The sequence below is a fragment of the Streptomyces sp. NPDC107528 genome (assembly GCF_055639295.1).
The window spans coordinates 271,950-294,024 of the sequence record NZ_JBVKAV010000008.1; the positions used below are offsets into that span (position 1 = coordinate 271,950).

Annotated in this window: 18 protein-coding genes; 5 read left to right on the plus strand and 13 right to left on the minus strand. The window is 70.4% G+C overall.

The annotated features are described in order from the left end of the window. Positions 1 to 6: 6 nt before the first annotated feature. From gvpJ to ACZ7L5_RS26225, 8 genes are all read right to left on the minus strand, one after another. Complete coding sequence (gvpJ, locus tag ACZ7L5_RS26190) at positions 7 to 504, minus strand: gas vesicle protein GvpJ (RefSeq protein WP_471519243.1); 498 nt, start codon at positions 502 to 504, stop codon at positions 7 to 9. Positions 505 to 614: 110 nt separating this feature from the next. Further along, positions 615 to 848, minus strand: coding sequence for a gas vesicle protein GvpO (locus tag ACZ7L5_RS26195; RefSeq protein ID WP_471519245.1), 234 nt, complete (start codon positions 846 to 848; stop codon positions 615 to 617). Between the two features lie 144 nt (positions 849 to 992). Further along, complete coding sequence (locus tag ACZ7L5_RS26200) at positions 993 to 1,382, minus strand: helix-turn-helix domain-containing protein (protein ID WP_471519247.1); 390 nt, start codon at positions 1,380 to 1,382, stop codon at positions 993 to 995. A gap of 256 nt (positions 1,383 to 1,638) precedes the next feature. Then, positions 1,639 to 2,028, minus strand: a complete 390-nt coding sequence (gene rbsD, locus ACZ7L5_RS26205; RefSeq protein ID WP_471519249.1) for a D-ribose pyranase — start codon at positions 2,026 to 2,028, stop codon at positions 1,639 to 1,641. Continuing rightward, a complete protein-coding gene (gene rbsK, locus ACZ7L5_RS26210) occupies positions 2,025 to 2,927 on the minus strand; it encodes a ribokinase (protein ID WP_471519251.1) in 903 nt (300 codons plus the stop codon). Before rbsK ends, rbsD begins: the two co-directional genes overlap by 4 nt. Before the next feature lie 133 nt (positions 2,928 to 3,060). Then, positions 3,061 to 5,007, minus strand: a complete 1,947-nt coding sequence (locus ACZ7L5_RS26215; protein WP_471519253.1) for an ABC transporter permease/substrate-binding protein — start codon at positions 5,005 to 5,007, stop codon at positions 3,061 to 3,063. Continuing rightward, entirely contained in the window at positions 4,997 to 6,526 is a 1,530-nt protein-coding gene (locus ACZ7L5_RS26220) for a sugar ABC transporter ATP-binding protein (protein ID WP_471519255.1), read from the minus strand. The genes ACZ7L5_RS26215 and ACZ7L5_RS26220 overlap by 11 nt, the downstream gene beginning before the upstream one ends. Continuing rightward, the gene (locus ACZ7L5_RS26225; RefSeq protein ID WP_328881528.1) at positions 6,523 to 7,560 is read right to left on the minus strand and encodes a LacI family DNA-binding transcriptional regulator; all 1,038 of its coding nucleotides are present in this window, start codon (positions 7,558 to 7,560) and stop codon (positions 6,523 to 6,525) included. Before ACZ7L5_RS26225 ends, ACZ7L5_RS26220 begins: the two co-directional genes overlap by 4 nt. Before the next feature lie 232 nt (positions 7,561 to 7,792). On the opposite strand from ACZ7L5_RS26225, the gene ACZ7L5_RS26230 reads away from it, so the two are divergent. The 3 genes from ACZ7L5_RS26230 (at position 7,793) to ACZ7L5_RS26240 (ending at position 12,050) form a co-directional block, all read left to right on the plus strand. Continuing rightward, positions 7,793 to 8,158 (plus strand): cupin domain-containing protein, encoded by a 366-nt coding sequence (locus ACZ7L5_RS26230; RefSeq protein ID WP_328881529.1) that lies wholly within the window; start codon positions 7,793 to 7,795, stop codon positions 8,156 to 8,158. An 82-nt stretch (positions 8,159 to 8,240) separates the two neighbouring features. After that, positions 8,241 to 10,496 carry an SF1B family DNA helicase RecD2 gene (gene recD2, locus ACZ7L5_RS26235; RefSeq protein WP_471519257.1) on the plus strand — a complete coding sequence of 752 codons (2,256 nt, stop codon included), beginning with the start codon at positions 8,241 to 8,243 and terminating at the stop codon, positions 10,494 to 10,496. A 264-nt stretch (positions 10,497 to 10,760) separates the two neighbouring features. Further along, complete coding sequence (locus tag ACZ7L5_RS26240; protein ID WP_214335589.1) at positions 10,761 to 12,050, plus strand: citrate synthase; 1,290 nt, start codon at positions 10,761 to 10,763, stop codon at positions 12,048 to 12,050. Between the two features lie 1,537 nt (positions 12,051 to 13,587). Here ACZ7L5_RS26240 and ACZ7L5_RS26245 read toward each other — a convergent pair. From ACZ7L5_RS26245 to ACZ7L5_RS26255, 3 genes are all read right to left on the minus strand, one after another. Next, the gene (locus tag ACZ7L5_RS26245; protein WP_471519259.1) at positions 13,588 to 15,849 is read right to left on the minus strand and encodes a heavy metal translocating P-type ATPase; all 2,262 of its coding nucleotides are present in this window, start codon (positions 15,847 to 15,849) and stop codon (positions 13,588 to 13,590) included. A gap of 8 nt (positions 15,850 to 15,857) precedes the next feature. Beyond that, positions 15,858 to 16,097, minus strand: coding sequence for a heavy-metal-associated domain-containing protein (locus ACZ7L5_RS26250; protein ID WP_362382733.1), 240 nt, complete (start codon positions 16,095 to 16,097; stop codon positions 15,858 to 15,860). 340 nt (positions 16,098 to 16,437) lie between these two features. Beyond that, positions 16,438 to 17,121 carry a TetR/AcrR family transcriptional regulator gene (locus ACZ7L5_RS26255; RefSeq protein ID WP_471519261.1) on the minus strand — a complete coding sequence of 228 codons (684 nt, stop codon included), beginning with the start codon at positions 17,119 to 17,121 and terminating at the stop codon, positions 16,438 to 16,440. Between the two features lie 162 nt (positions 17,122 to 17,283). Between ACZ7L5_RS26255 and ACZ7L5_RS26260 the strand changes: the two genes are divergently transcribed. Together ACZ7L5_RS26260 and ACZ7L5_RS26265 are read left to right on the plus strand one after the other, a co-directional pair. After that, complete coding sequence (locus ACZ7L5_RS26260) at positions 17,284 to 19,629, plus strand: MMPL family transporter (protein ID WP_471519263.1); 2,346 nt, start codon at positions 17,284 to 17,286, stop codon at positions 19,627 to 19,629. A gap of 98 nt (positions 19,630 to 19,727) precedes the next feature. Beyond that, positions 19,728 to 20,771 (plus strand): zinc-dependent alcohol dehydrogenase family protein, encoded by a 1,044-nt coding sequence (locus ACZ7L5_RS26265; protein WP_471519265.1) that lies wholly within the window; start codon positions 19,728 to 19,730, stop codon positions 20,769 to 20,771. On the opposite strand, the gene ACZ7L5_RS26270 is transcribed toward ACZ7L5_RS26265, so the two are convergent. Continuing rightward, a complete protein-coding gene (locus tag ACZ7L5_RS26270; protein ID WP_471519267.1) occupies positions 20,752 to 21,390 on the minus strand; it encodes a GNAT family N-acetyltransferase in 639 nt (212 codons plus the stop codon). The two genes, ACZ7L5_RS26265 and ACZ7L5_RS26270, sit on opposite strands and share 20 nt — an antisense overlap. A gap of 70 nt (positions 21,391 to 21,460) precedes the next feature. After that, positions 21,461 to 21,661, minus strand: coding sequence for a helix-turn-helix transcriptional regulator (locus tag ACZ7L5_RS26275; RefSeq protein WP_362382724.1), 201 nt, complete (start codon positions 21,659 to 21,661; stop codon positions 21,461 to 21,463). Between the last annotated feature and the right edge of the window lie 414 nt (positions 21,662 to 22,075).

Consider the following 22,075-nt stretch of genomic DNA (forward strand, 5'->3'; position numbering starts at 1 on the left):
GCTCGCTCACTCCTCCCGGTCCCGTGCGGAGCGGCGCCCCGACCGGTGTTCGGAACGCTCACGCCGTTTTCCGCGCGCCGGCCTGCGCTCCCGCTCGTCGTCCGTGTCCTCGTCCGCGGCTTCGTCCTCGTCACCGTCGCCCTTGAACGAATCGGTGACCGCCTCGACCGCGCCCGACAGCGCCCCCTTGCTCTTGCCGCGTGCCCCGCTCTCGACAGAGCCTCCGACGAGGTCGGTCAGCTGCGCGGGCGACTTGCTGCCCGACTCCAGATCCAGCCGGTTGGTCGCCTCGGCGAAGCGCAGATAGGTGTCGACACTGGCCACGACCACCCGCGCGTCGATCTTCAGGATCTCGATGCCCACCAGGGACACCCGCACGAACGCGTCGATGACCAGGCCCCTGTCGAGGACGAGTTCCAGCACGTCGTAGAGGTTCCCCGAGCCGCCGCCTCCGGCGGCGCCGGGCACACCACCTCCACCGTTGCCCTGTGGCACCACAGTCACGGTGTTTTCCCTTCCGGCTCGGCTTCCGGTGAAATCAGCAAAATCCGACTTCCCGGGGAACCCTCGACAAAACCGACTTATCGGAGAATTCCTGACGGAAGGGTCGTGGCCTAGCGGCGATCCGTCCTGTCCACCTGCGAGCGCGTGTAACGACGCATGCGCCGGTACGACACCAGCTGCCCCTCCCGGTCCAGAACCACCTGGTAGCTGGCCATCACGCTGGTCGTCTCGGGAATGCGTTCCAGTTCCACGACCTCGACGTCGGCCTCCCAGCCCCGATCCGTCGGCTTCAGCGAGGAGACCGACTCCGGAACCCTCCCCAGCAGCTCACTGAGCTGTTCCATCGCGGACCGTATGGCATCGGCGGCGGACATCCGCGTCCTGGCGGACGTCTGCCGTGCCGGGGAACGTGCCTTGCGTGGCTCACGATCACTCGTGATCATTCACCTTCTCGTTCTTCTCGCCCGCCGGCTCTCCCACTACCTCGCTCACTGCCTCCCGGCGGCCCGTTTCGTGAGCACCGCCGGCACCACCGGAACCAGCATCTCCACCACCCGGGACACGGCACTCCGGGGCAGCCCCGTCCTGCGGGCCACCGCGGCCGCGACCGGCTCGGCCTCCTCCGCGAGCAGCCCGGCCACGAGGCCGCCGGTCGCGAAGCCGCCCACGGTGGCCACGCCGGTGAGCGGGGCGTCGTGCGGCGTCGCGACGGCCTCCGCCTCGCCGGACAGCGCGGCCACCGTCGTACCGACCATCTGCCGGGCCCCCGCTTCGTCCGTGCCCAGCAGCCCCGCGATGTCCGCGATCCGGTGGTCGCCGAGCTCGTCGAGCACGTCGTCCTGGAGGGACGTGAGGGGGTTTGCGTCTACCTCTGACATGTCTGAAACGCTACTTCTGTCCCGGTTCCCGGGCACGCCGAGGAGGCCCCGAAAAAATCCCCCGAAAAAATCCCCGGAGACCGTGCAACCCTTCCCGCACCTCGCCGGTCGTACTTGGCATCAGGACTCTTGGAGGGGGATCTGGGGGGATCGCGGGGGTTCTGATGGGGAGGGGAAACCCGAGGGGCCCGGTCGACGGACCGGGCCCCTCGAAACGTTCCCGGACCTCGGTGGGTTCCTGGAACTCGCGACCTGCCTAGAAGAAGACCCCGCAGCGCAGCAGCACATTCGCGTACGGCCGTGCCTCGCCGGTCCGTACGACCAGCCGTGCCCCGGCCGACAGCTCCTTGAGCCGCTCGTGGGTGACCAGCCGCAGCTCGGGGAACGCCCCGTCCAGCAGCGCGGCCGCCGCGGGGTTCGCCTCGCGGATCTCCTGCGCCGCCGTCGCGCCCTCCACCACCAGTTCGGCCAGCAGACCGTCCAGCACTTCGGCGAACGACGGCACCCCGGCCCGGAACGCCAGGTCCACGACCCGGGGGCCGGCGGGTATCGGCATGCCCGCGTCGCACACCAGCACGCCGTCGCCGTGGCCGAGCTCGGCGAGGGCGCCGGAGAGGTGGCGGTTCAGGATTCCGGCACGCTTCACAGCGCCTCGACCTCCGCCGCCGTCGGGAAGGACACCTGCGCGCCCTCCCGCGTCACGGCCACCGCGCCGACCCGGGCCGCGTACGCCGCAGCCTCCGCAAGGGACGCGCCCGTGCCGAGCCGCCACGCCAGCGCGGCCGTGAAGGCGTCACCCGCCCCCGTGGTGTCCACCGCGTCCACCTTCACGGACGGCACCCGCGTCACACCCTGCGCGGACGCCACCAGCGCGCCCTCGGCGCCCAGGGTCACGACCACCGAGCGGGGGCCCTTCGCGAGCAGGATCCGCGCCCAGTCCTCGGGGGTGTCGCCCACCGCGGAGTCGCCGAGGATCACCTTCGCCTCGTGCTCGTTCACGATCAGCGGGTCGCAGGCCGCCAGCAGCTCGGCCGGCAGCGGGCGGGGCGGCGACGGGTTCAGCACGAAGCGGCTGCCGTCGGCCAGGCTGCGGACGACCTCGCCGACCGTCTCCAGCGGGATCTCCAGCTGGGACGACACCACCTGTGACGCCTGGAAGAGGCTCGCGGCGGCCCGTACGTCCTGCGGCGTGAGCCTGGCGTTTGCCCCCGGCGAGACGACGATGCTGTTGTCCCCGGACGGGTCCACCGTGATCAGCGCGACGCCGGTCGGCGCGCCGCCGACCAGGACGCCCACCGTGTCGACGCCGGACTCCCGCTGCGAGTCGAGCAGCAGCCGGCCGTGCGCGTCGTCGCCGACCCGGGCCAGCAGGGCCGTACGGGCCCCGAGCCGGGCGGCCGCGACAGCCTGGTTCGCGCCCTTGCCGCCCGGGTGGACGGACAGGTCGGAGCCGAGCACGGTCTCGCCGGCACCCGGCCGACGCTCGACGCCGATCACCAGGTCGGCGTTGGCCGACCCTACGACCAGGAGGTCGTAGTCGTACATGTGGTTGCTCCCCTGATAGGTCCCCGTGGCGACGGCGGCGGGCGGCCGTCGCCAGGTCCATGCTCCTGCAACGACCGCCCGCACGTTCGCCGTTCCCCGATGCCGGCCGGATGTCAGCCGGAGGCGGCGGACGTCAGCCGCCGAAGCCGGCCACGTTCTCCTTCGTAACCACCTTCACCGGCACCTTCACCATCTGCTCGACCTTCTTGCCCTGAAATGCCTTGAGAGCGTTGTCCACGGCGATCTTGCCGAGCTGGGTCGGCTGCTGAGCCACGGACGCGTACAGCGAGCCGCCCTCCACCGCCTTCAGACCGTCGGGGGTGCCGTCGAAGCCGACCACCGAGACCGACTTGCCGGCCTTGGAGCCCAGGGCCTTGATCGCGCCCAGCGCCATCTCGTCGTTGGCGGCGATCACGCCCTGGACGTCCGGGTGGGCCTGGAGCAGGTTCGACATCACGTCGAGTCCCTTGGTGCGGTCGAAGTCGGCGGGCTGCTGGGCGACGACCTGGATACCCGGGTAGGCCTTGAGGCCGTTCGCGAAGCCCTGCGCGCGCTCACGAGCGGCGGAAGTGCCCGCCTGGCCCTGGAGGATCACGATCTTGCCCTTGCCGCCGAGCTTCTCGGCGACCGTCCTGGCGGCGAGCTCACCGCCGGCGACGTTGTCGGAAGCGACCAGGGCCTGCGTCTTCGCGTTGTTGACACCCCGGTCGACGGCGATGACCGGGATCTTCGCCTTGTCGGCGGCCTTCACGGAGTTGCTCGCCGCATCCGAGTCCACCGGGTTGACGATGATCGCACCGACGCTCGAACTGGTGAAGTTCTGCAGCTGGTTGGCCTGCTGCGAGGCGTCGTTCTGGGCGTCCGTGACGGTCAGGTCGACGCCGAGCTTCTTCGCCTCGGCCTGGGCGCCCGCCCGGATCTGCACGAAGAAGGGGTTGTTGAGGGTGGACAGGGACAGCCCCATCCTCGGGTTCGACGACGAGGAGGAGTTGTTGTGCAGGAAGGAGGTCGCCCCCACGATCGCCACGGTGACGACCGCCGCGAGCGCGTACGTCCCCGCCTGCTTGCCCTTGCCGCCGCCCGTGCCGGCCGCCGCCGGGGTCGCCCCGGCCTTGCGGCGCAGCGTGTCGAAGAGGACGGCCAGTGCGATCACGACGCCGATGACGACCTGCTGCCAGAACGCGGACACGTTCAGCAGGTTCAGGCCGTTGCGCAGCACCGCCAGGATCAGCGCGCCGATCAGGGTGCCGGACGCCTTGCCGGTGCCGCCCGCGAGGGAGGCGCCGCCGATGACGACCGCCGCGATCGCGTCCAGCTCGTAGCCGTCGGCGGCCTGCGGCTGCGCGGAGGACAGCCGGGCGGCGAGCACGACGCCCGCCACGGCTGCGAACACGCCGGACAGGGCGTAGATGGCGAGCTTCTGCTTCCTCACGCGCAGACCCGACAGGCGCGCGGCCTCCTCGTTGCCGCCGATCGCGTACATCGAGCGGCCGATGTAGGTCCGGCCGAGCACGAAGGCGGCGATCAGACCCATCACGATCATCACGAGCACCGGCACCGGCAGCCAGCCGCCGAGCGTGTCACCGAGGTGCGAGACGGAGTCGGGGAGGGCGATCGGGGAGCCCTCGGAGATCACCAGCGACAGGCCGCGGGCCACCGAGAGCATCGCGAGCGTCGCGATGAACGGCGGGAGTTTGCCGTAGGCGATGAGGAAGCCGTTGACGAGACCGGCCGCGATGCCGGTCGCCACGGCCAGCAGCACCGCTATGAAGACCGGCACCCCGTGCGAGGTCGCGGTCCACGCGAGGACGGTGGCCGACAGCGCCGCCACCGAACCGACCGACAGGTCGATGCCCGCCGAGACGATCACGAACGTGACGCCGAACGCGAGGATGGCGGTCACGGCCGCCTGGACGCCGACGTTCAGGAGGTTGTCGGTGGTCAGGAAGTCGCCGGACAGCGCCGACATGGCGATGACGAGGACGATCAGCGCGGTCAGCGCGCCGTTGTCGAGCAGGATTCGGCGAAGCCCCGAGGCGCCACTCGCGCCCGGCGTGCTCTTGAGCGTGTCAGTGGCCACGGGTGGCCTCCGTTCCGGTCTTGTCGGTGGTGGGGTTGCTGACGGCGAGTGCCATCACGGAGTCCTGGGTGGCCTCGTCGGCCGTGAGCTCGCCCGCGATCCGGCCCTGGGCCATCACCAGCACGCGGTCGCTCATGCCGAGGACCTCGGGCAGATCACTGGAGATCATCAGGACGGCGGCGCCGGCCGCGGTCAGTTCGTTGATGAGCTGGTAGATCTCGACCTTGGCGCCGACGTCGATCCCGCGCGTGGGCTCGTCGAGGATCAGCACCTTGGTGTCGGCGAGCAGCCATTTGCCGATGACGACCTTCTGCTGGTTGCCGCCGGAGAGCGTGCGCACGTGCTGCCCGAGGCCCGCCATCCGCACGCCGAGCTGCCCCGCGATCCGCGCGGCGGCCTCGCGCTGGCCCTTGAGGTCGACGAGCCCCGCGCGCGTGGCGGACCGCAGCGTCACCAGCCCGAGGTTCTCCTCGACGGACGCGTCAAGCACCAGGCCCTGGCCCTTGCGGTCCTCGGGGATGAGTCCGATGCCCGCGGTCATCGCCGCGTTGACGTCGTACTTCGGGACGGACGACCCGGCGACCTTCACGGCCCCCTTGTCGTACGGATCCGCCCCGAACACCGCCCGCACGACCTCGGTACGTCCGGCGCCGACCAGCCCCGCGATGCCGACCACCTCACCGGCGTGCACCTCGAAGCTGACGTCGTGGAAGACGCCGTCCCTGGTCAGCCCCTCGACGGTGAGCAACGCGGCGCCCTGGCCGGCGCGTTCACGCGGGTACTGCTGCTCGATGGAGCGGCCCACCATGAGCCGTACGAGCTCGTCCTCGGGCGTGGCGGCGGGGACCTGCCCGACGCTCTTGCCGTCGCGGATGACCGTCACCCGGTCGCCCAGGGCGGCGATCTCCTCCAGGTGGTGCGTGATGAAGACGACCCCGACGCCGTCCTCGCGCAGCCTGCGCACGATGGAGAAGAGCTTCTCGACCTCCTCGGAGGTCAGCACGGCCGTCGGCTCGTCCATGATCAGCACGCGCGCGTTCAGGCTGAGCGCCTTCGCGATCTCGACCATCTGCAGCCGCGCGATGCCGAGTTCACGCACACGCGCGCGTGGGGACACGTCGACGCCGACCCGCTTCAGCAGCACCTCGGCGTCGGCCTCCATCCTGTTCCGGTCGATCATCCCGAAGCGACGCGGCTGCCGCCCCAGGAAGATGTTCTCGGCGACCGTCAGATCGGGGACGAGGTTGAACTCCTGGTAGATGGTGGCGATCCCGAGTTGCTCGGAGTCCTGCGCACCATGGATGCGCGTCTCCTCGCCGCCGACCAGGATCCGCCCGGCGTCGGGCGTGTAGGCGCCGGAGAGCATCTTGATGAGGGTGCTCTTGCCCGCGCCGTTCTCACCGAGCAGCACATGCACCTCGCCGCGGCGCAGATCGAAGTCGACGCCGTCCAGGGCGACCACGCCCGGGAAGGTCTTCCGTATGCCCTCGATGCGCAGCAACTCGTCCGCGTTGCTCACGACTGGCTCCTGTTCGTTACGGGGGACGGCTCCGAAGAAGCCGGTTGCTCGCCGCACGAGCGGCGTACGACGAGACGGGCGGGGAGGGTGACGGACTCGCCGGGACGTCCCTCGACGCGGTCGACCAGGGCCCGTACGGCGGCCCGGCCCAGCTCGCCCGTCGGCTGGGCGATCGCGGTGATCGGCGGATCGGTGTGCACGAACCACCGGATGTCGTCGAAGGCGGCCAGTGCGAGGTCGTCCGGCACGCGCAGCCCACGCGCGCGTACGGCGTCCAGCGCGCCGAGCGCCATCAGGTTGTCGGCCGCGAACACGACCTCGGGCGGCTCGGGCAGGTCGAGGAAGCCCTCGGTGACCCGGCGCCCGCTCTCGGCCTGGAAGTCGCCCTGGCCTATGTAGGCGTCGGGGAGTTCGAGGCCGTACGCGCCGAGCGCCTCCCGGAAGGCCTCCACGCGTTCCCGGCCGGTCGTGGTCGCCGCCGGTCCCGCGATGATCGCGAGCCGCCGGTGCCCGAGCCGGTGCAGATGCGCCACGAGGTCCCGTACGGCAGCGCGCCCGTCCGACCGCACCACCGGCACGTCCACGCCGGGGATCCACCGGTCCACGAACACCATCGGCGTCCCCGCGCGGGCGGCGTCCAGCATCAGCGGCGAGCCGCCGTCGGTGGGGGAGACGAGGAGCCCGTCGATGCGCCGGTCCAGCAGGTTCCGCACGTGATGGTCCTGGAGGTCGGGCCGCTCGTCGGCGTTGCCGATGATGACGCTGTAGCCGAGCGCGCGGGCCTCCTCCTCGACGGAGCGGGCCAGTTCGGTGAAGTAGGGGTTCATCACGTCGCTGATGACCAGACCGAGGGTGTGGGTCTGGTCGGTGCGCAGGGAGCGGGCGACGGCGTTCGGGCGGTAGCCCAGGGTCGCCACGGCGGCCAGCACGCGCGCGCGTGCCTCGGCGCTGACCGACGGATGGTCGTTCAGGACGCGCGAGACCGTGGCGACGGATACGCCCGCCTCGGCAGCGACATCCTTGATGCTCGCCATCGCCGCTCCACCTCCTTGTGGATCGTTCGTGGCCGATGCTGTCGTGGAATCGATTACATCGACGTGTACGGAGGATTGGAATCGATTACACGGCCGTTAATCAACCCCTCAACCACATCCCGAAACCGGATCGTGATGTCGGCCCCGCCCTGTCGCGGCGGGCCGAGGGGCGGTTCACGCTGGAAGTGCGGGGGCGTTTCCCCAGGCCCGTGAGGGCCGGAGCGGAGGGATCATGACGGCAGCGACTCGCGACGAGGTGCCCGTCGTCCTCGGCGGCGACGGCGTGGAGGTGCGCACCGAGGAGATCGGCGGCGGCATGTCCGTGAGCTACATCAGCCTGCCGGAGGGCACGGACATGGGCCCCGCCCTCAAGGGCCTCGAAGGTGACGCCTGCCCGTGCCCGCACTGGGGTTACCTGCTCAAAGGCCGGCTGCGGATGCTGACGCCGGCGGGCGCGGAGTACTACGAGGCGGGCCAGGCCTACTACTGGGGGCCCGGCCATGTCCCGGTGGCCGTGGCGGACTGCGAGTTCGTCGAGTTCTCGCCCACCGAGGACTTCCGGCGGGTCATCGACCACGTGAGGTCACAGGCCGGGTGACGGCTGCCGGCCGCGGTCCACGGTCTTCCCGCGCTGTCCACAGCCGCCCCGCGTTGTCGTACCCGACCGGTAGCGTCGGATCATGTCCAATCAGGCGGGGACTTCCACGGGCGAGCGGCGACTGGCGGTGCTCGAAGGCGTCCTGGAGCGGATCACGTACGCCAACGAGGAGACCGGCTACACGGTCGCCCGCGTCGACACCGGCAGAGGCGGCGGCGACCTGCTCACGGTCGTGGGTGCGCTGCTCGGCGCCCAGGTCGGCGAATCCCTGCGGATGGAGGGCCGTTGGGGCTCCCACCCCCAGTACGGCAAGCAGTTCACCGTCGAGAACTACACGACCCTCCTGCCGGCCACCGTCCAGGGCATCCGCCGCTACCTCGGCTCCGGCCTGGTCAAGGGCATCGGCCCGGTCTTCGCCGACCGGATCACCCAGCACTTCGGCCTGGACACCCTGAAGATCATCGAGGAGGAGCCCAAGCGGCTCATCGAGGTCCCCGGCCTCGGACCGAAGCGGACGAAGAAGATCGCCGACGCCTGGGAGGAACAAAAGGCGATCAAGGAGGTCATGCTCTTCCTCCAGACCGTCGAGGTGTCCACCTCCATCGCCGTGCGGATCTACAAGAAGTACGGCGACGCCTCGATCTCGGTCGTGAAGAACCAGCCCTACCGGCTGGCGGCCGACGTCTGGGGCATCGGCTTCCTCACCGCCGACAGGATCGCCCAGTCCGTCGGCATCCCGCACGACAGCCCGGAGCGGGTCAAGGCAGGACTGCAGTACGCGCTGTCGCAGGCCACCGACCAGGGCAACTGCTACCTCCCCGAGGAGCGCCTGATCGCGGATGCGGTGAAGCTGCTCCAGGTCGACACGGGGCTCGTCATCGAGTGCCTGGCCGAACTCGCCCAGGTCCCGGAGGAGGGCGGCGACCCCGGTGTCGTGCGGGAGAAGGTGCCCGGTCCGGACGGCCACTCCGAGCCCGTGACGGCCGTCTACCTCGTCCCCTTCCACCGGGCCGAACTCTCCCTCTCCGCCCAGCTGTTGCGCCTGCTGCGCACCGACGAGGACCGGATGCCGGGCTTCCACGAGGTGGCCTGGGACAAGGCGCTGGGCTGGCTGAAGGGCCGCACGGGCACGGACCTCGCCCCCGAGCAGGAGGCCGCCGTCAAGCTGGCGCTGACGAAGAAGGTCGCCGTCCTCACCGGCGGCCCCGGCTGCGGCAAGTCCTTCACGGTCCGCTCGATCGTGGAGCTGGCCCGCGCGAAGAAGGCCAGGGTCGTCCTGGCCGCCCCCACCGGCCGTGCCGCCAAGCGCCTGGCCGAGCTGACCGGAGCCGAGGCCTCCACCGTCCACCGCCTCCTGGAGCTCAAGCCCGGCGGCGACGCGGTGTACGACAAGGACCGTCCGCTCGAGGCCGACCTGGTGGTGGTCGACGAGGCGTCCATGCTGGATCTGCTGCTCGCCAACAAGCTGGTGAAGGCCGTACCGCCGGGCGCGCACCTGCTCTTCGTGGGCGATGTCGACCAACTGCCCAGCGTCGGGGCGGGGGAGGTTCTCAGGGACCTGCTCGCCGATGGCAGCCCCATCCCGGCCGTCCGCCTCACGCGCGTGTTCCGCCAGGCCCAGCAGTCGGGGGTGGTGACGAACGCCCACCGGATCAACGCCGGGCAGCACCCCGTCACCGACGGCATGAAGGACTTCTTCCTCTTCGTCGAGGACGACACGGAGGAGGCAGGCCGGCTCACGGTGGATGTGGCGTCCCGTCGGGTTCCGGCCAAGTTCGGCCTCGATCCACGCCGGGACGTCCAGGTCCTGGCTCCCATGCACCGGGGCCCAGCGGGCGCGGGCACGCTGAACGGCTTGCTTCAGCAGGCCATCACGCCCGGGCGCCCCGATCTCGCGGAGAAGCGGTTCGGCGGCCGGGTCTTCCGCGTCGGCGACAAGGTCACCCAGATTCGCAACAATTACGAGAAAGGGAAGAACGGCGTCTTCAACGGCACCGTGGGCGTGGTCACCTCGCTCGACCCGGTCGACCAGCGCCTCACGGTGCTGACTGACGAGGACGAGGAGGTTCCGTACGAATTCGACGAACTGGACGAACTGGCGCATGCGTACGCGGTGACCATCCACCGTTCACAGGGAAGTGAATATCCCGCAGTGGTGATCCCCGTCACCACCGGAGCATGGATGATGCTGCAGCGGAATCTGCTGTACACGGCGGTGACCCGGGCGAAGCAGTTGGTCGTCCTCGTCGGTTCGCGCAAGGCGATCGGCCAGGCGGTGCGGACGGTGTCGGCGGGGCGGCGCTGCACGGCGCTCGACTTCCGGCTGGCGGGCTCCTGAACCTGCTTTCGACCCGTCGCAGGGCACGCTTCTGACCTGGCGGTTCGTGAGACGTCGAAAAAAATGATCGATCAAACGAGTCGTGAAGGTCACAGAGCCCTTCCAGATGGGGAAAACAGGGGGCAGGATGACAGGTTGGCGGCACTCAGTGCCGCCAATAGGCCCAATGGTCGACCCCGAGTGCACTCTCCTGAGCCGAATGGGGGAGGGTAGAGACAGTCAGGGCAACCTCGAAGATGAGGCACAACGTCGGTGAGGGAAGACGTGAGCGACAACTCTGTAGTACTGCGGTACGGCGACGGCGAGTACACCTACCCGGTGATTGACAGCACCGTCGGCGACAAGGGCTTTGACATCGGCAAACTCCGCGCCCAGACCGGTCTGGTGACGCTGGACAGCGGATATGGCAACACCGCCGCCTATAAATCCGCCATCACCTACCTCGACGGCGAGCAGGGGATCCTCCGGTACCGCGGCTACCCGATCGAGCAGCTGGCCGAGCGCTCCACCTTCCTGGAGGTGGCCTACCTGCTGATCAACGGTGAGCTGCCCACCGTCGACGAGCTCTCGACGTTCAAGAACGAGATCACGCAGCACACGCTGCTGCACGAGGACGTCAAGAACTTCTACAAGGGCTTCCCGCGCGACGCCCACCCGATGGCCATGCTGTCGTCGGTCGTCTCGGCGCTGTCCACGTTCTACCAGGACAGCCACAACCCGTTCGACGAGCGTCAGCGCAACCTCTCCACGATCCGCCTGCTCGCCAAGCTTCCGACGATCGCGGCGTACGCGTACAAGAAGTCGATCGGTCACCCGTTCGTCTACCCGCGCAACGACCTCGGTTACGTCGAGAACTTCCTGCGCATGACCTTCTCGGTCCCGGCCCAGGAGTTCGAGCTGGACCCGGTCGTGGTCTCCGCCCTCGACAAGCTCCTCATCCTGCACGCCGACCACGAGCAGAACTGCTCCACGTCGACGGTCCGCCTGGTGGGCTCGTCGCAGGCGAACATGTTCGCGTCGATCTCGGCCGGCATCTCCGCCCTCTGGGGCCCGCTGCACGGCGGTGCCAACCAGTCCGTCCTGGAGATGCTCGAGGGCATCCAGGCCAACGGCGGCGATGTCGACTCCTTCATCCGCAAGGTGAAGAACAAGGAGGACGGCGTCCGCCTGATGGGCTTCGGCCACCGGGTGTACAAGTCCTTCGACCCGCGCGCGAAGATCATCAAGGCGGCGGCGCACGACGTCCTCTCCGCCCTCGGCAAGTCCGACGAGCTGCTGGACATCGCCCTGAAGCTGGAGGAGCACGCGCTCTCCGACGAGTACTTCGTCTCGCGCAACCTCTACCCGAACGTCGACTTCTACACCGGCCTGATCTACCGGGCCATGGGCTTCCCGACCGAGATGTTCACGGTCCTGTTCGCCCTCGGCCGCCTCCCGGGCTGGATCGCCCAGTGGCACGAGATGATCAAGGAGCCGGGTTCCCGCATCGGCCGCCCGCGCCAGATCTACACGGGCGTGGTCGAGCGCGACTTCGTCCCGGTCGAGGAGCGCTGACACCTGCCGGTGGGGCGCCGCGATCACCGGCGCCGTCACACGGATCCCGTATGCAGAGCCCTGCGCACGACTTCGGTCGGGCGTGGGGCTCTTGTGCGTGCGGGGTGCTTCTCGGGTCGGGGGCGGGGTCTCTGGCGGTCTGCGCGGGAGACGATCCTCTACCTGGCCGACGACGGCGTGGTCACGGTCCGTCGCGGCCGGGGAGGGCGGGGCTGTGTTTGCTGCGGCGGAGGGCGCCCTGGCCGGGTGTTCCTCGGTGTCCCGCCGGCGGGCTGCTGCTCCGGGGCCGGGTTTGGGGTGCCGCGGGTGGCCGGTCGGGCAGGCGTGAATGGGAGTCGTTCTGTGCTGCCTGGCCGACGGGCGGGCCCTGGTCATGGTGGGTCGCGGCCGGGGGGTTGGGGCTGCGTTGCGTGCGGGGAGTGTCGGCATCTGCTGGTGAGGGCGGGGTGATTCTCGGCGGCCGGTCGCTCGGGTCCCGCGTGCGGAGGCCTGCGGGTGGCTTCGGCCGGGGTGGGGCTCTTGGGTGTGCGGTGCGTGTGGCGGAGGGCGCCCTGGCGGAGTGTTTGTCGGTGTCCCGCCGGCGGGCGGCTGCTCCGGGGCCGGGTTTGGGGTGCCGCGGGTGGCCGGTCGGGCAGGCGTGTATGGGAGTCGTTCTGTGCTGCCTGGCCGACGGGTGGTGCCGTGGTCATGGGGGGGCGGCCAGGGGAGGGGCAGGGCTGAGTGGCGGGCCGGGATCTCGGCATCTGCTGGTGAGGGGCGGGGTGCTATCGGCGGCCGGTTGCTCGGGTCACGTGTGCGGAGGCCTGCGGGTGGCTTCGGTCGGGGTGGGGCTCTTGGGTGTGCCGGGGTGATTCTCGGGGCCCCGCGTCGGGGTGCGGGGGGCTCATGGCGGGCGGCGCGTGCGGGGGCCGGGTTTTCGCGGGGCGGCTTGGCCGGAGGCTGTGCGCCGGGGCGGCAGGGCACGGGCGTCGGGGGCGCGACTCGTTTCCGGTGGGTGCGGATAGCAGAAGGCGCCCTGGCGGCGGTCCCCCCACGGGCCGACGTCCAGGGCGCCTTCCCATGTCCCGGTGCGGATTCCCCCCACGGGATCCGGCCGGGCGTCTGAGAGAACAGCGCCTGAATCGCTGTGTTACTGCCGTGCAGTTGAGCAAAACGAGCAGAACTCGCCGTACTACTGCTGTGTGCGGTCTGCCGGGACAGCGCACGGTCGGGAGGGCCGCTCAAAGCTTCCCGACGTACGTGCCCCGGCAACGCAACTCTGAGGAAGTCCCCCAAGACATCCTCAGATGCCAACCAACGCCCCCCAAGACGCTGCCTGACATCGTCAACTTAGACCGTCGAACCCCTTCGATGGTTACGTTCACATCACTGTGATCTGCGTCTCTTGCATATGTCCGTTAGATACGCAAGAGCCCCGATATGCCGATCGGGACCCAAGCGTAAGGACGATGCGCGAGTCTTGTGAAGAGCTTATGTGAGCCTGGCGCCGGACTCCAGAGGGGTTCTTACTCGGACTTCGCCGAAAAGTCCGTAGCCTTCACCGAAAAGTCCGAAGTCGCAGGCTGTTCGACACCACGAAAACCGACGAAAAGGCCATCGCGGCCCCCGCGAGCATCGGATTCAGCAACCCCGCCGCGGCCAGCGGCAACGCGGCGACGTTGTACCCGAAGGCCCACACGAGGTTGCCCTTGATCGTGGCGAGCGTGCGCCGCGACAGCCGGATGGCGTCCGCCACCACCCGCAGATCACCGCGCACCAGCGTCAGATCGCTCGCCTCGATCGCCGCGTCCGTCCCCGTCCCCATGGCAAGACCCAGATCGGCGGTGGCAAGCGCGGCCGCGTCGTTGACGCCGTCGCCCACCATGGCCACGCAGCGCCCCTCGCGCCGCAGCCGCCGTACGGCCTCGACCTTGTCCTCGGGCAGGACCTCCGCGATCACCTGATCGGCACCGATACCGACCGCGTCCGCCACCGCCTCCGCGACCGCCCGGTTGTCCCCGGTCAGCAGCATCGGAGTGAGCCCCAGCGCGCGCAGCTCGCGCACCGCCTCGGCGCTGGACTGCTTCACCGCGTCCGCGACGGCGACGACACCGCGGGCCGCCCCGTCCCACCCGACCACGACGGCCGTACGACCGCCTTTCTCGGCCTCTTCCTTGGCACGGGCCAGCCCGCTGGGCAGCACGTCGTAGAGGCGCCCCACGACCACGTCACGTCCCTCCACGCGGCCGCGTACGCCTCGCCCGGGCACGTTCTCGAACCCCTCGACCTGCGGCAGCCGCCCCACGCGCTGCTCCGCGCCCGCGGCGACCGCCCGGGCGACGGGATGCTCGGAGGCGTGCTCCACGGCGCCCGCGAGCCGCAGCACCTCGTCCTCGTCGGCGCCCTCGGCGGCGTACACCGCCTGGAGCGTCATGCGGCCGGTGGTGACCGTGCCGGTCTTGTCCAGGACGACGGTGTCGACCCGGCGGGTGGACTCCAGCACCTCGGGGCCCTTGATCAGGATGCCGAGCTGTGCGCCGCGTCCCGTGCCGACCATGAGGGCCGTGGGCGTGGCGAGGCCCAGGGCGCACGGGCAGGCGATGATCAGTACGGCGACGGCCGCAGTGAAGGCCGCGACCGTGTCGTCGGTGAGGCCGAGCCACGCGCCGAACGTGGCGACCGCGAGGAGGATGACCGCCGGTACGAACACCGCGGAGATCCGGTCGGCGAGCCGCTGCACCTCGGCCTTGCCGTTCTGCGCGTCCTCCACCAGCTTCGCCATCCGGGCCAGCTGCGTGTCTGCGCCGACCCGGGTCGCCTCGACGACGAGCCGCCCGCCCGCGTTGACCGTCGCACCGGTGACCGCGTCGCCGACGGTCACGTCCACCGGCACGGACTCGCCGGTCAGCAGGGCGGCGTCCACCGCGGAGGAGCCCTCGACGACGGTGCCGTCGGTGGCGATCTTCTCGCCGGGCCGTACGACGAACCGGTCGCCGACCGCGAGTCGCCCGACCGGGACGCGGACCTCGCGTCCGTCACGCAGTACGGCGACATCCTTCGCGCCGAGTTCCATCAGGGCACGCAGTGCTGCCCCCGCGCGGCGCTTGGAGCGGGCCTCCAGATAGCGGCCGAGGAGGATGAAGGTGACGACTCCGGCGGCCACTTCGAGGTAGATCTGCGAGGCGCCGTCCACACGGGAGACGGTGAACTCGAAGGTGTCGTGCATGCCGGGCGTGCCCGCGTCGCCCAGGAACAGCGCCCACAGCGACCAGCCGTACGCCGCGAGGGTGCCCATCGAGATCAACGTGTCCATGGTCGCCGCGCCGTGCCGGGCGTTCGTGAACGCCGCCCGGTGGAAGGGCAGTCCGCCCCAGACGACGACCGGCGAGGCGAGGGTGAGCGCGAGCCACTGCCAGTTGTCGAACTGCAGGGCCGGGATCATCGACAGCAGGATGACGGGAACGGCGAGCAGGGCGGAGACGGCCAGACGCCGGCGGTAGCCGGTCAGTTCGGCGTCTTCCGGGGGCTCGTCGGACGTGGGTTCCGGGGGAGCCGGCTCCTCGGCCGTGTAGCCCGTCCGCTCCACGGTGGCGATCAGGTCGGCGACCCGTATGCCCGCCGGGAAGCTGACCTTCGCCTTCTCCGTCGCGTAGTTCACGGTGGCGGTCACGCCGTCCATGCGGTTGAGCTTCTTCTCGACGCGGGCCGCGCAGGAGGCGCAGGTCATCCCGCCGATGAGCAGCTCGACCTGCGAGGCGGCGGCCGTCGCGGGCGCGCCCGGTGCCTCGGTTATCGGAGGTTGGTCGGTGGCGCGGGTCATGGCCAGACTCAGGCCTTGCCGACCAGCTCGAAGCCCGCCTCGTCGACGGCCGCGCGTACGGCCTCCTCGTCCAGCGGGGCAGCGGAGACGACCGTGACCTCGCCGGTGGAGGCGACGGCCTTCACCGAGCTGACACCGGGGAGTTCGGACAGCTCACCGGAGACGGCGCCCTCGCAGTGTCCGCAGCTCATGCCGCTCACCTTGTAGACGGCGGTGACGGAACCCGGGGTGTCGGTGTGGGCGGTCATGTGGATCTCCTCGTCGAGGCAGGTGGGGCTGTGGGGCCGGTGGGGCTGTGGGTCTATGGGGCTGCGGGTCTATGGGGCTGTGGGGCTGTGGGGACCCAGGGGGTCCCGCATCTCCAAGGTATACCCCTGCGGGGTATTTCCCCAAGGGGGGTCGGCGCCTGACGGTACGGCGCGAGGCACCCGAGGATGCGGCACGAACCGCCCGAGGCGTGGCCGAACATGAGTGCGTCCGGCGTCATCGTCCCGGGATGCGGGTCGGCGCCGGGCGACGGACAGTGGGTCGAGGCGGGGGCCCTCGTACTCCGGAGCTGATCTATGCGTACCTTGCAGCAGAGCTGCGTCACGTCGCCGTTCGGGCCGGGTCGGGGCGGCCGGTCCGGTCGCCCACCAGCGGGTCGAGGTAGCGGATCAGGGCGTTCTTCAGTTCCTGGACGTAGGCGTCGCGCTCGACGCCCTCGTGGCCGAGAACCAGCTCCAGACCCACCTTGTACATGCCCAGGCACATATGGGCGGTCCGGGTGAGGTCGGCCGGGACGGCATCGGGCAGGAACGAGGACAGCAGGTCCTCGATCCGGGACAGCAGGGTCGCGTGCAGGGCGTCGTGCTCCTCGGCGATGCGGCCGGGGATGTCGGGGCCGTGCATCAGCGCGAAGAACACCGGGTGCTCGCAGTTGAAGGCGATGAACCGGTCGACGGCCGAGCCGACGGCCTCGTCCAGGGGAGTCGCGGGGTCGACCGGGGCGAGTGCCTCGCCGTACGTCTCGCGCATCTCGTGCATGAGGCGGTCGCCCAGCTCGATCGCGATCGCTTCCTTGTTCGGGAAGAACTGGTACAGCGTGCCCGGCGAGACACCCGCCTCGCGGGCGATGGCGTTGGTGCTGGCGGCCGTGTAGCCCGTGGTGGTGAAGACGGCCGCCGCGGCATCGAGCAGCTGGGCGATGCGGCGCTCGCCGCGGGCCTGGCGGCGGCGCGGCTGCTCCTTCTCCTGCTGGACCTGGTCGTCCTTCTCCCGGTTGGCGGACACGCGTTATCCCCAGTTCTCCGAACGCGATTGACAAACGCGAGCGGTCGCTCGCATTCTTGAGAAACGCGAGCGATCTCTCGTGTTTGTCAGTCTATGGCAGTGACGGCTTCATGCTGCCCGGGCGGCGCACAGCATGGATCAGTGTGAAGGGGACACCGCACCATGACCGAAGTCAACAGGCCGCCCCGCGTCGGAGGCTGGACCCGTTTCGTGACGGCACGCCCCCGGTTGTCGCTGCTCGTGGCCCTGGTGATCACCGCGCTCGCCGTGCTGGCCGGCAGCGGCGTCGCCGACCGGCTGGGCAGCGGCGGCTGGGAGGACCCGCACGCCGAGTCGACGTACGCGACCAAGGCGCTGGAGCGTGAGTTCCCCGCCTCCCAGCCCAACCTCCTGCTCCTCGTGGACGCGGGAGACGCCTCCGTGGACGACCCCGCGGTCGCCGCGGAGGCGCGGCGGATCGTCGCGCGCCTGGCCGGCGAGAAGGGGATCACGGGAGTCGGTTCCTACTGGCAGGCAGACCCCTCGGCGGCTCCCGCCCTGCGCGCCGAGGACGGCCATGAGGCTTTGATCGCCGCCCGTATCACCGGCGACGAGAAGGAGGCGGGGGAGACCCTGGACCGCATCGCGCCCGAGTTCCGTGGTGCGAACGGCCCGGTGGACGTCAGCGTCGGCGGGCCGGTCGCGGTGCGTCACGAGATGCAGACGATCATCCAGGAGGACCTGATCCGGGCCGAGGTGATCGCCCTGCCGGTCACGTTGGTGCTGCTGGTGATGGTCTTCGGCAGTGCGGTCGCGGCCCTGCTGCCGCTCGGCATCGGCATCGTGGCCATCCTCGGCACGAACGCTGTGCTGCGCGGCCTCACCGAGGTCACGGACGTCTCGGTCTTCGCGATGAACCTCACCACGGCCCTGGGGCTGGGCCTGGCCGTCGACTACGCCCTCTTCATCGTCCGGCGCTTCCGCGAGGAACTCACCACCGGCGCCGAACCGTTGACCGCGGTCGGCACGACCCTGCGCACGGCCGGCCGCACCGTCCTCTTCTCGGCCCTCACGGTCGCGGTGTCCCTCGCGGCGATGCTGCTCTTCCCGCAGTACTTCCTGCGGTCCTTCGCCTACGCCGGGATCGCGGTGGTGCTGCTGGCCGCGGCCGCCGCGCTGATCCTCCTCCCGGCGGCACTGGTCCTGCTCGGACACCGGGTGAACTCCCTGGATCTGCGCGGCCTGTTCCGCCGCGGTCGGCGCGCGAGCGGGGGGCAGGACCCGAAGGCGGCCACTCAGGAGCCCGGCACCTCTGGCACGTCCGTCACGTCGGGCACGTCAGGCACGACCGGCCCGTCCAGCGCCGGCCCGTCCAGCGCCGGCCCGTCCAGCGCCTCGGAAGGCAGGGCCTGGGCCCGCACGGCGAACCTCGTCATGCGCCGCGCCCCCTTCTTCGCCCTGGGCACCACCGCCGTGCTGGTCCTTCTCGGCCTGCCCTTCCTGGGCGTGAAGTTCGGCACCGCCGACGACCGCCAGTTGCCGTCGAGCGCCGAGTCCCATGTCGTGCAGCAGCACATCCGCGACGGCTTCCCGGGCAGCCCCGGCGGCGGCCTGGAGGTGCTCGCCGAGGGACGCGCGACGCAGGCGCAGTACGCCGACTACAAGCAGCGGATCGCCGCTCTCCCGGAGGTGCTCCGGGTCGACGGGCCGCTGGTGCGGGACGACTCGGCGTACTTCACCGTGCTCCCGAAGGGCGAGGCGGTCGACGACCCGGCCCAGCGCCTGGTGGACGAACTGCGCGCCACAAAGGCCCCGTTCGACACCAAGGTGACCGGCGCGGCCGCGGTCCTGGTCGACTCCAAGGACGCGATAGCCGAGCGCCTGCCCCTGGCCGCCGCCTTCATCGCGATCGTCACCCTGTTGCTGGTGTTCCTGCTGACGGGCAGCGTGCTGATCCCGATCCAGGCGGTGTTGCTCAACGCGCTGAGCCTGACGGCGATGTTCGGCGCGGTGGTCTGGATCTTCCAGGACGGCCATCTCTCCGGCCTGCTCGGCTTCACCACCCCCGGCTCGATAGAGACGACCCTCCCGGTGCTGATGTTCTGCGTCGCCTTCGGCCTGTCGATGGACTACGGCGTGTTCCTGCTGTCCCGCATCAAGGAGGAGTACGACACGACGGGCGACCACGACCAGGCGGTCCGCCACGGTCTGCAGCGCACCGGAGGACTGATCACCGCGGCTGCCGTGATCCTCGCGGTCGTGATGGTCGCGATAGGCACCTCGCGGGTGACCAACACCAAGATGCTCGGTCTCGGCATCGCCCTGGCGGTGCTGATGGACGCGATGATCGTCCGCAGCCTGCTGGTCCCGGCGGTCATGCGTCTCACCGGCCGGGCCACCTGGTGGGCCCCGGGACCGCTGCGGCGCTTCCACGAGCGGTTCGGAGTCAGTGAGTCGGGCGACGAACCGACGCCGGCCCCGGCGGCCGAGCCCGCTGAGGAGCGGGACAAGGTGAGCGCGCACCGCTGACCTCCCAGCGGGCGCGGGTGCCGTATCGCAAACTCGGTGGAGCCTCTAGCGTTCCTGGACGATCTCCGTGCACGGGGCGCGGCCGAAAGGAGACCGGCATGCGGGCAGTGGTGTTCGAGCGGTACGGCGAAGCGGCCGAGGTGCGTGAGGTGCCCGACCCGCACCCGGCCCCCCATGGAGTGACCGTGCGGGTCGAGGCGACGGGGCTGTGCCGCAGTGACTGGCACGGCTGGCAGGGCCACGACCCCGACATCCTGCTGCCGCATGTGCCGGGCCATGAACTCGCCGGCGTGATCGAGGCGGTGGGGGACCGGGTGACCGCCTGGCGCCCCGGCGACCGGGTCACCGTGCCGTTCGTGTGCGCGTGCGGCAGCTGCGCGGCGTGTGCAGCCGGCGACCAGCAGATCTGCGAACGCCAGACCCAGCCCGGCTTCACGCACTGGGGCTCCTTCGCCCAGTACGTGGCGCTGGACCACGCCGACGTCAACCTCGTCGCCGTACCCGAGGAGATGTCGTTCGCGACGGCGGCCTCGCTGGGCTGCCGGTTCGCCACGGCGTTCCGGGCGGTCGTGCAGCAGGGCAGGGTGGCGGCGGGGGAGTGGGTCGCCGTGCACGGCTGCGGCGGGGTCGGCCTGTCGGCGGTGATGATCGCGGCGGCGTCGGGTGCGAGGGTCGTCGCGGTGGACGTCTCACCGCAGGCCCTGGACCTGGCGCGGAAGTTCGGTGCGGCCCAGTGCGTGGACGCCTTGGGCACACCGGACACGGCGGCGGCGATCCACGCCCTGACCGGTGGCGGCGCCCACCTCTCCCTGGACGCCCTCGGCTCACCCACCACCTGTGCCGCCTCCGTCAACAGCCTGCGCGGCAGGGGCCGGCACATCCAGGTCGGCCTGCTCCCCTCGGAGTCCGGCACGACCCCCGTCCCCATGGCCCGCGCGATCGCCCTCGAACTCGAACTGCTGGGCAGCCACGGCATGGCCGCGCACACCTACCCGCCGATGCTGGAGCTGGTGCGGTCGGGCGCGTTGCGGCCCGATCTGCTGGTGACGTCGACGATCACGCTGGACGCGGCGCCGTCGGCACTGGCGGCGCTCGGGACGGCGCCGGGGGCGGGGGTGACGGTCATCGAGCCGTGGAGCTGAGATCCCTGGAGTCGGGATGGGTGGAGCTGGGACCGGTGGAGCTGGGATGGTCGGCGTTGAGATCCGCGGAGTTGAGCGCGGCCCACTGGTGGTCGAGGAGAGCCATCAGCACCTCGTCGACCCATGCGCCGTCCCGTAGTTCGATCTCCCGCCTGATCCCCTCGACCACGAATCCGACCTTCTCGTAGACGTGCAGGGCACGGAGGTTGTAGGCATACGCCTCCAACTGGATCCGGTGCAGCCCCAGTTGCTCGAAGCCATGACCGACGATGAGCCGGGTGGCCTCGGTGCCCAGGCCCCGGCCCCGGCCGCGCGGTCCGATCAGGGTGCGGAAGGTGCAGCTGCGGGCGTCGGGATCCCACTCGTACAGCACGACCTCACCGACGAGTTCGCCGGTGGCGCGGTCGGTGACGGCGAGGTCGAGGCGGTCGGGCTGGTCGGAGCGGGTGCCGTACCAGGAGCGCAGCCGCTGCGGGGTGAGCTCGTCGGGCGAATCCCCGGTGAAGCTCTGGACCTCCGGGTCGCCGATGATCTCCCACATCCCCTCGGCGTCGGCCTCGGTGAACGGGCGGAGCACGGTCCTGTCGCCGGTCAGGGTGGGTTTGACGGAGAAACTCATGGGGCGACTGTGCCCCACAGGGCGATGGGGGCACAGTCGATTTTTTCCGGGAGGACGACTTCCCGGGAGGTCAATCCGATCTGCGCCCGCGGTTGCCCGGGCGGGACGCGACCCACGCCCGGACGGTGTCGGCGTACCAGAAGGGCTTACCGCTCTCCACATGGTCGGGCGGCGGCAGCAAACCGTGCTTGCGGTAGGACCGTACGGTGTCCGGCTGCACCTTGATGTGAGCCGCGATCTCCTTGTAGGACCAGAGCCTTCGGTCGGTCATCGGTTGCACCTCCCTGCGCGCGCCGCGGCGGCGACCGGGGGCGGTCGTCGGGGGGACCGTGCGCTGCGCTGGCGATCACAAAGCCTGTGCCCCGTCAACGACGCACCGTGAGAAGGGGACAGTGCCTGTGCACCGGGTGTGACGCAAGACCTGCGTACATGCGACATGTGTGACAGGGAAGGTGCCTTTGTGACACGAGTGCTGCAAAGGCACCAGAGTCGTACAGGGCGCGGCACATTGACAGCCAACGCCTGCTGCCGCAGAACCCGGCAGACGTCTGGGCGTCCCCCTTCTCCCCGGAGGGGCTCGTTCGAATGTCCGGACAAAATATTGACAGCCCTCCCCGGTCAGGCTAGAAAGCCGAAGAGAGCCGAAGCGCAACGCTGACGGAAGCGCCGCTGCAAAAGGGAGACC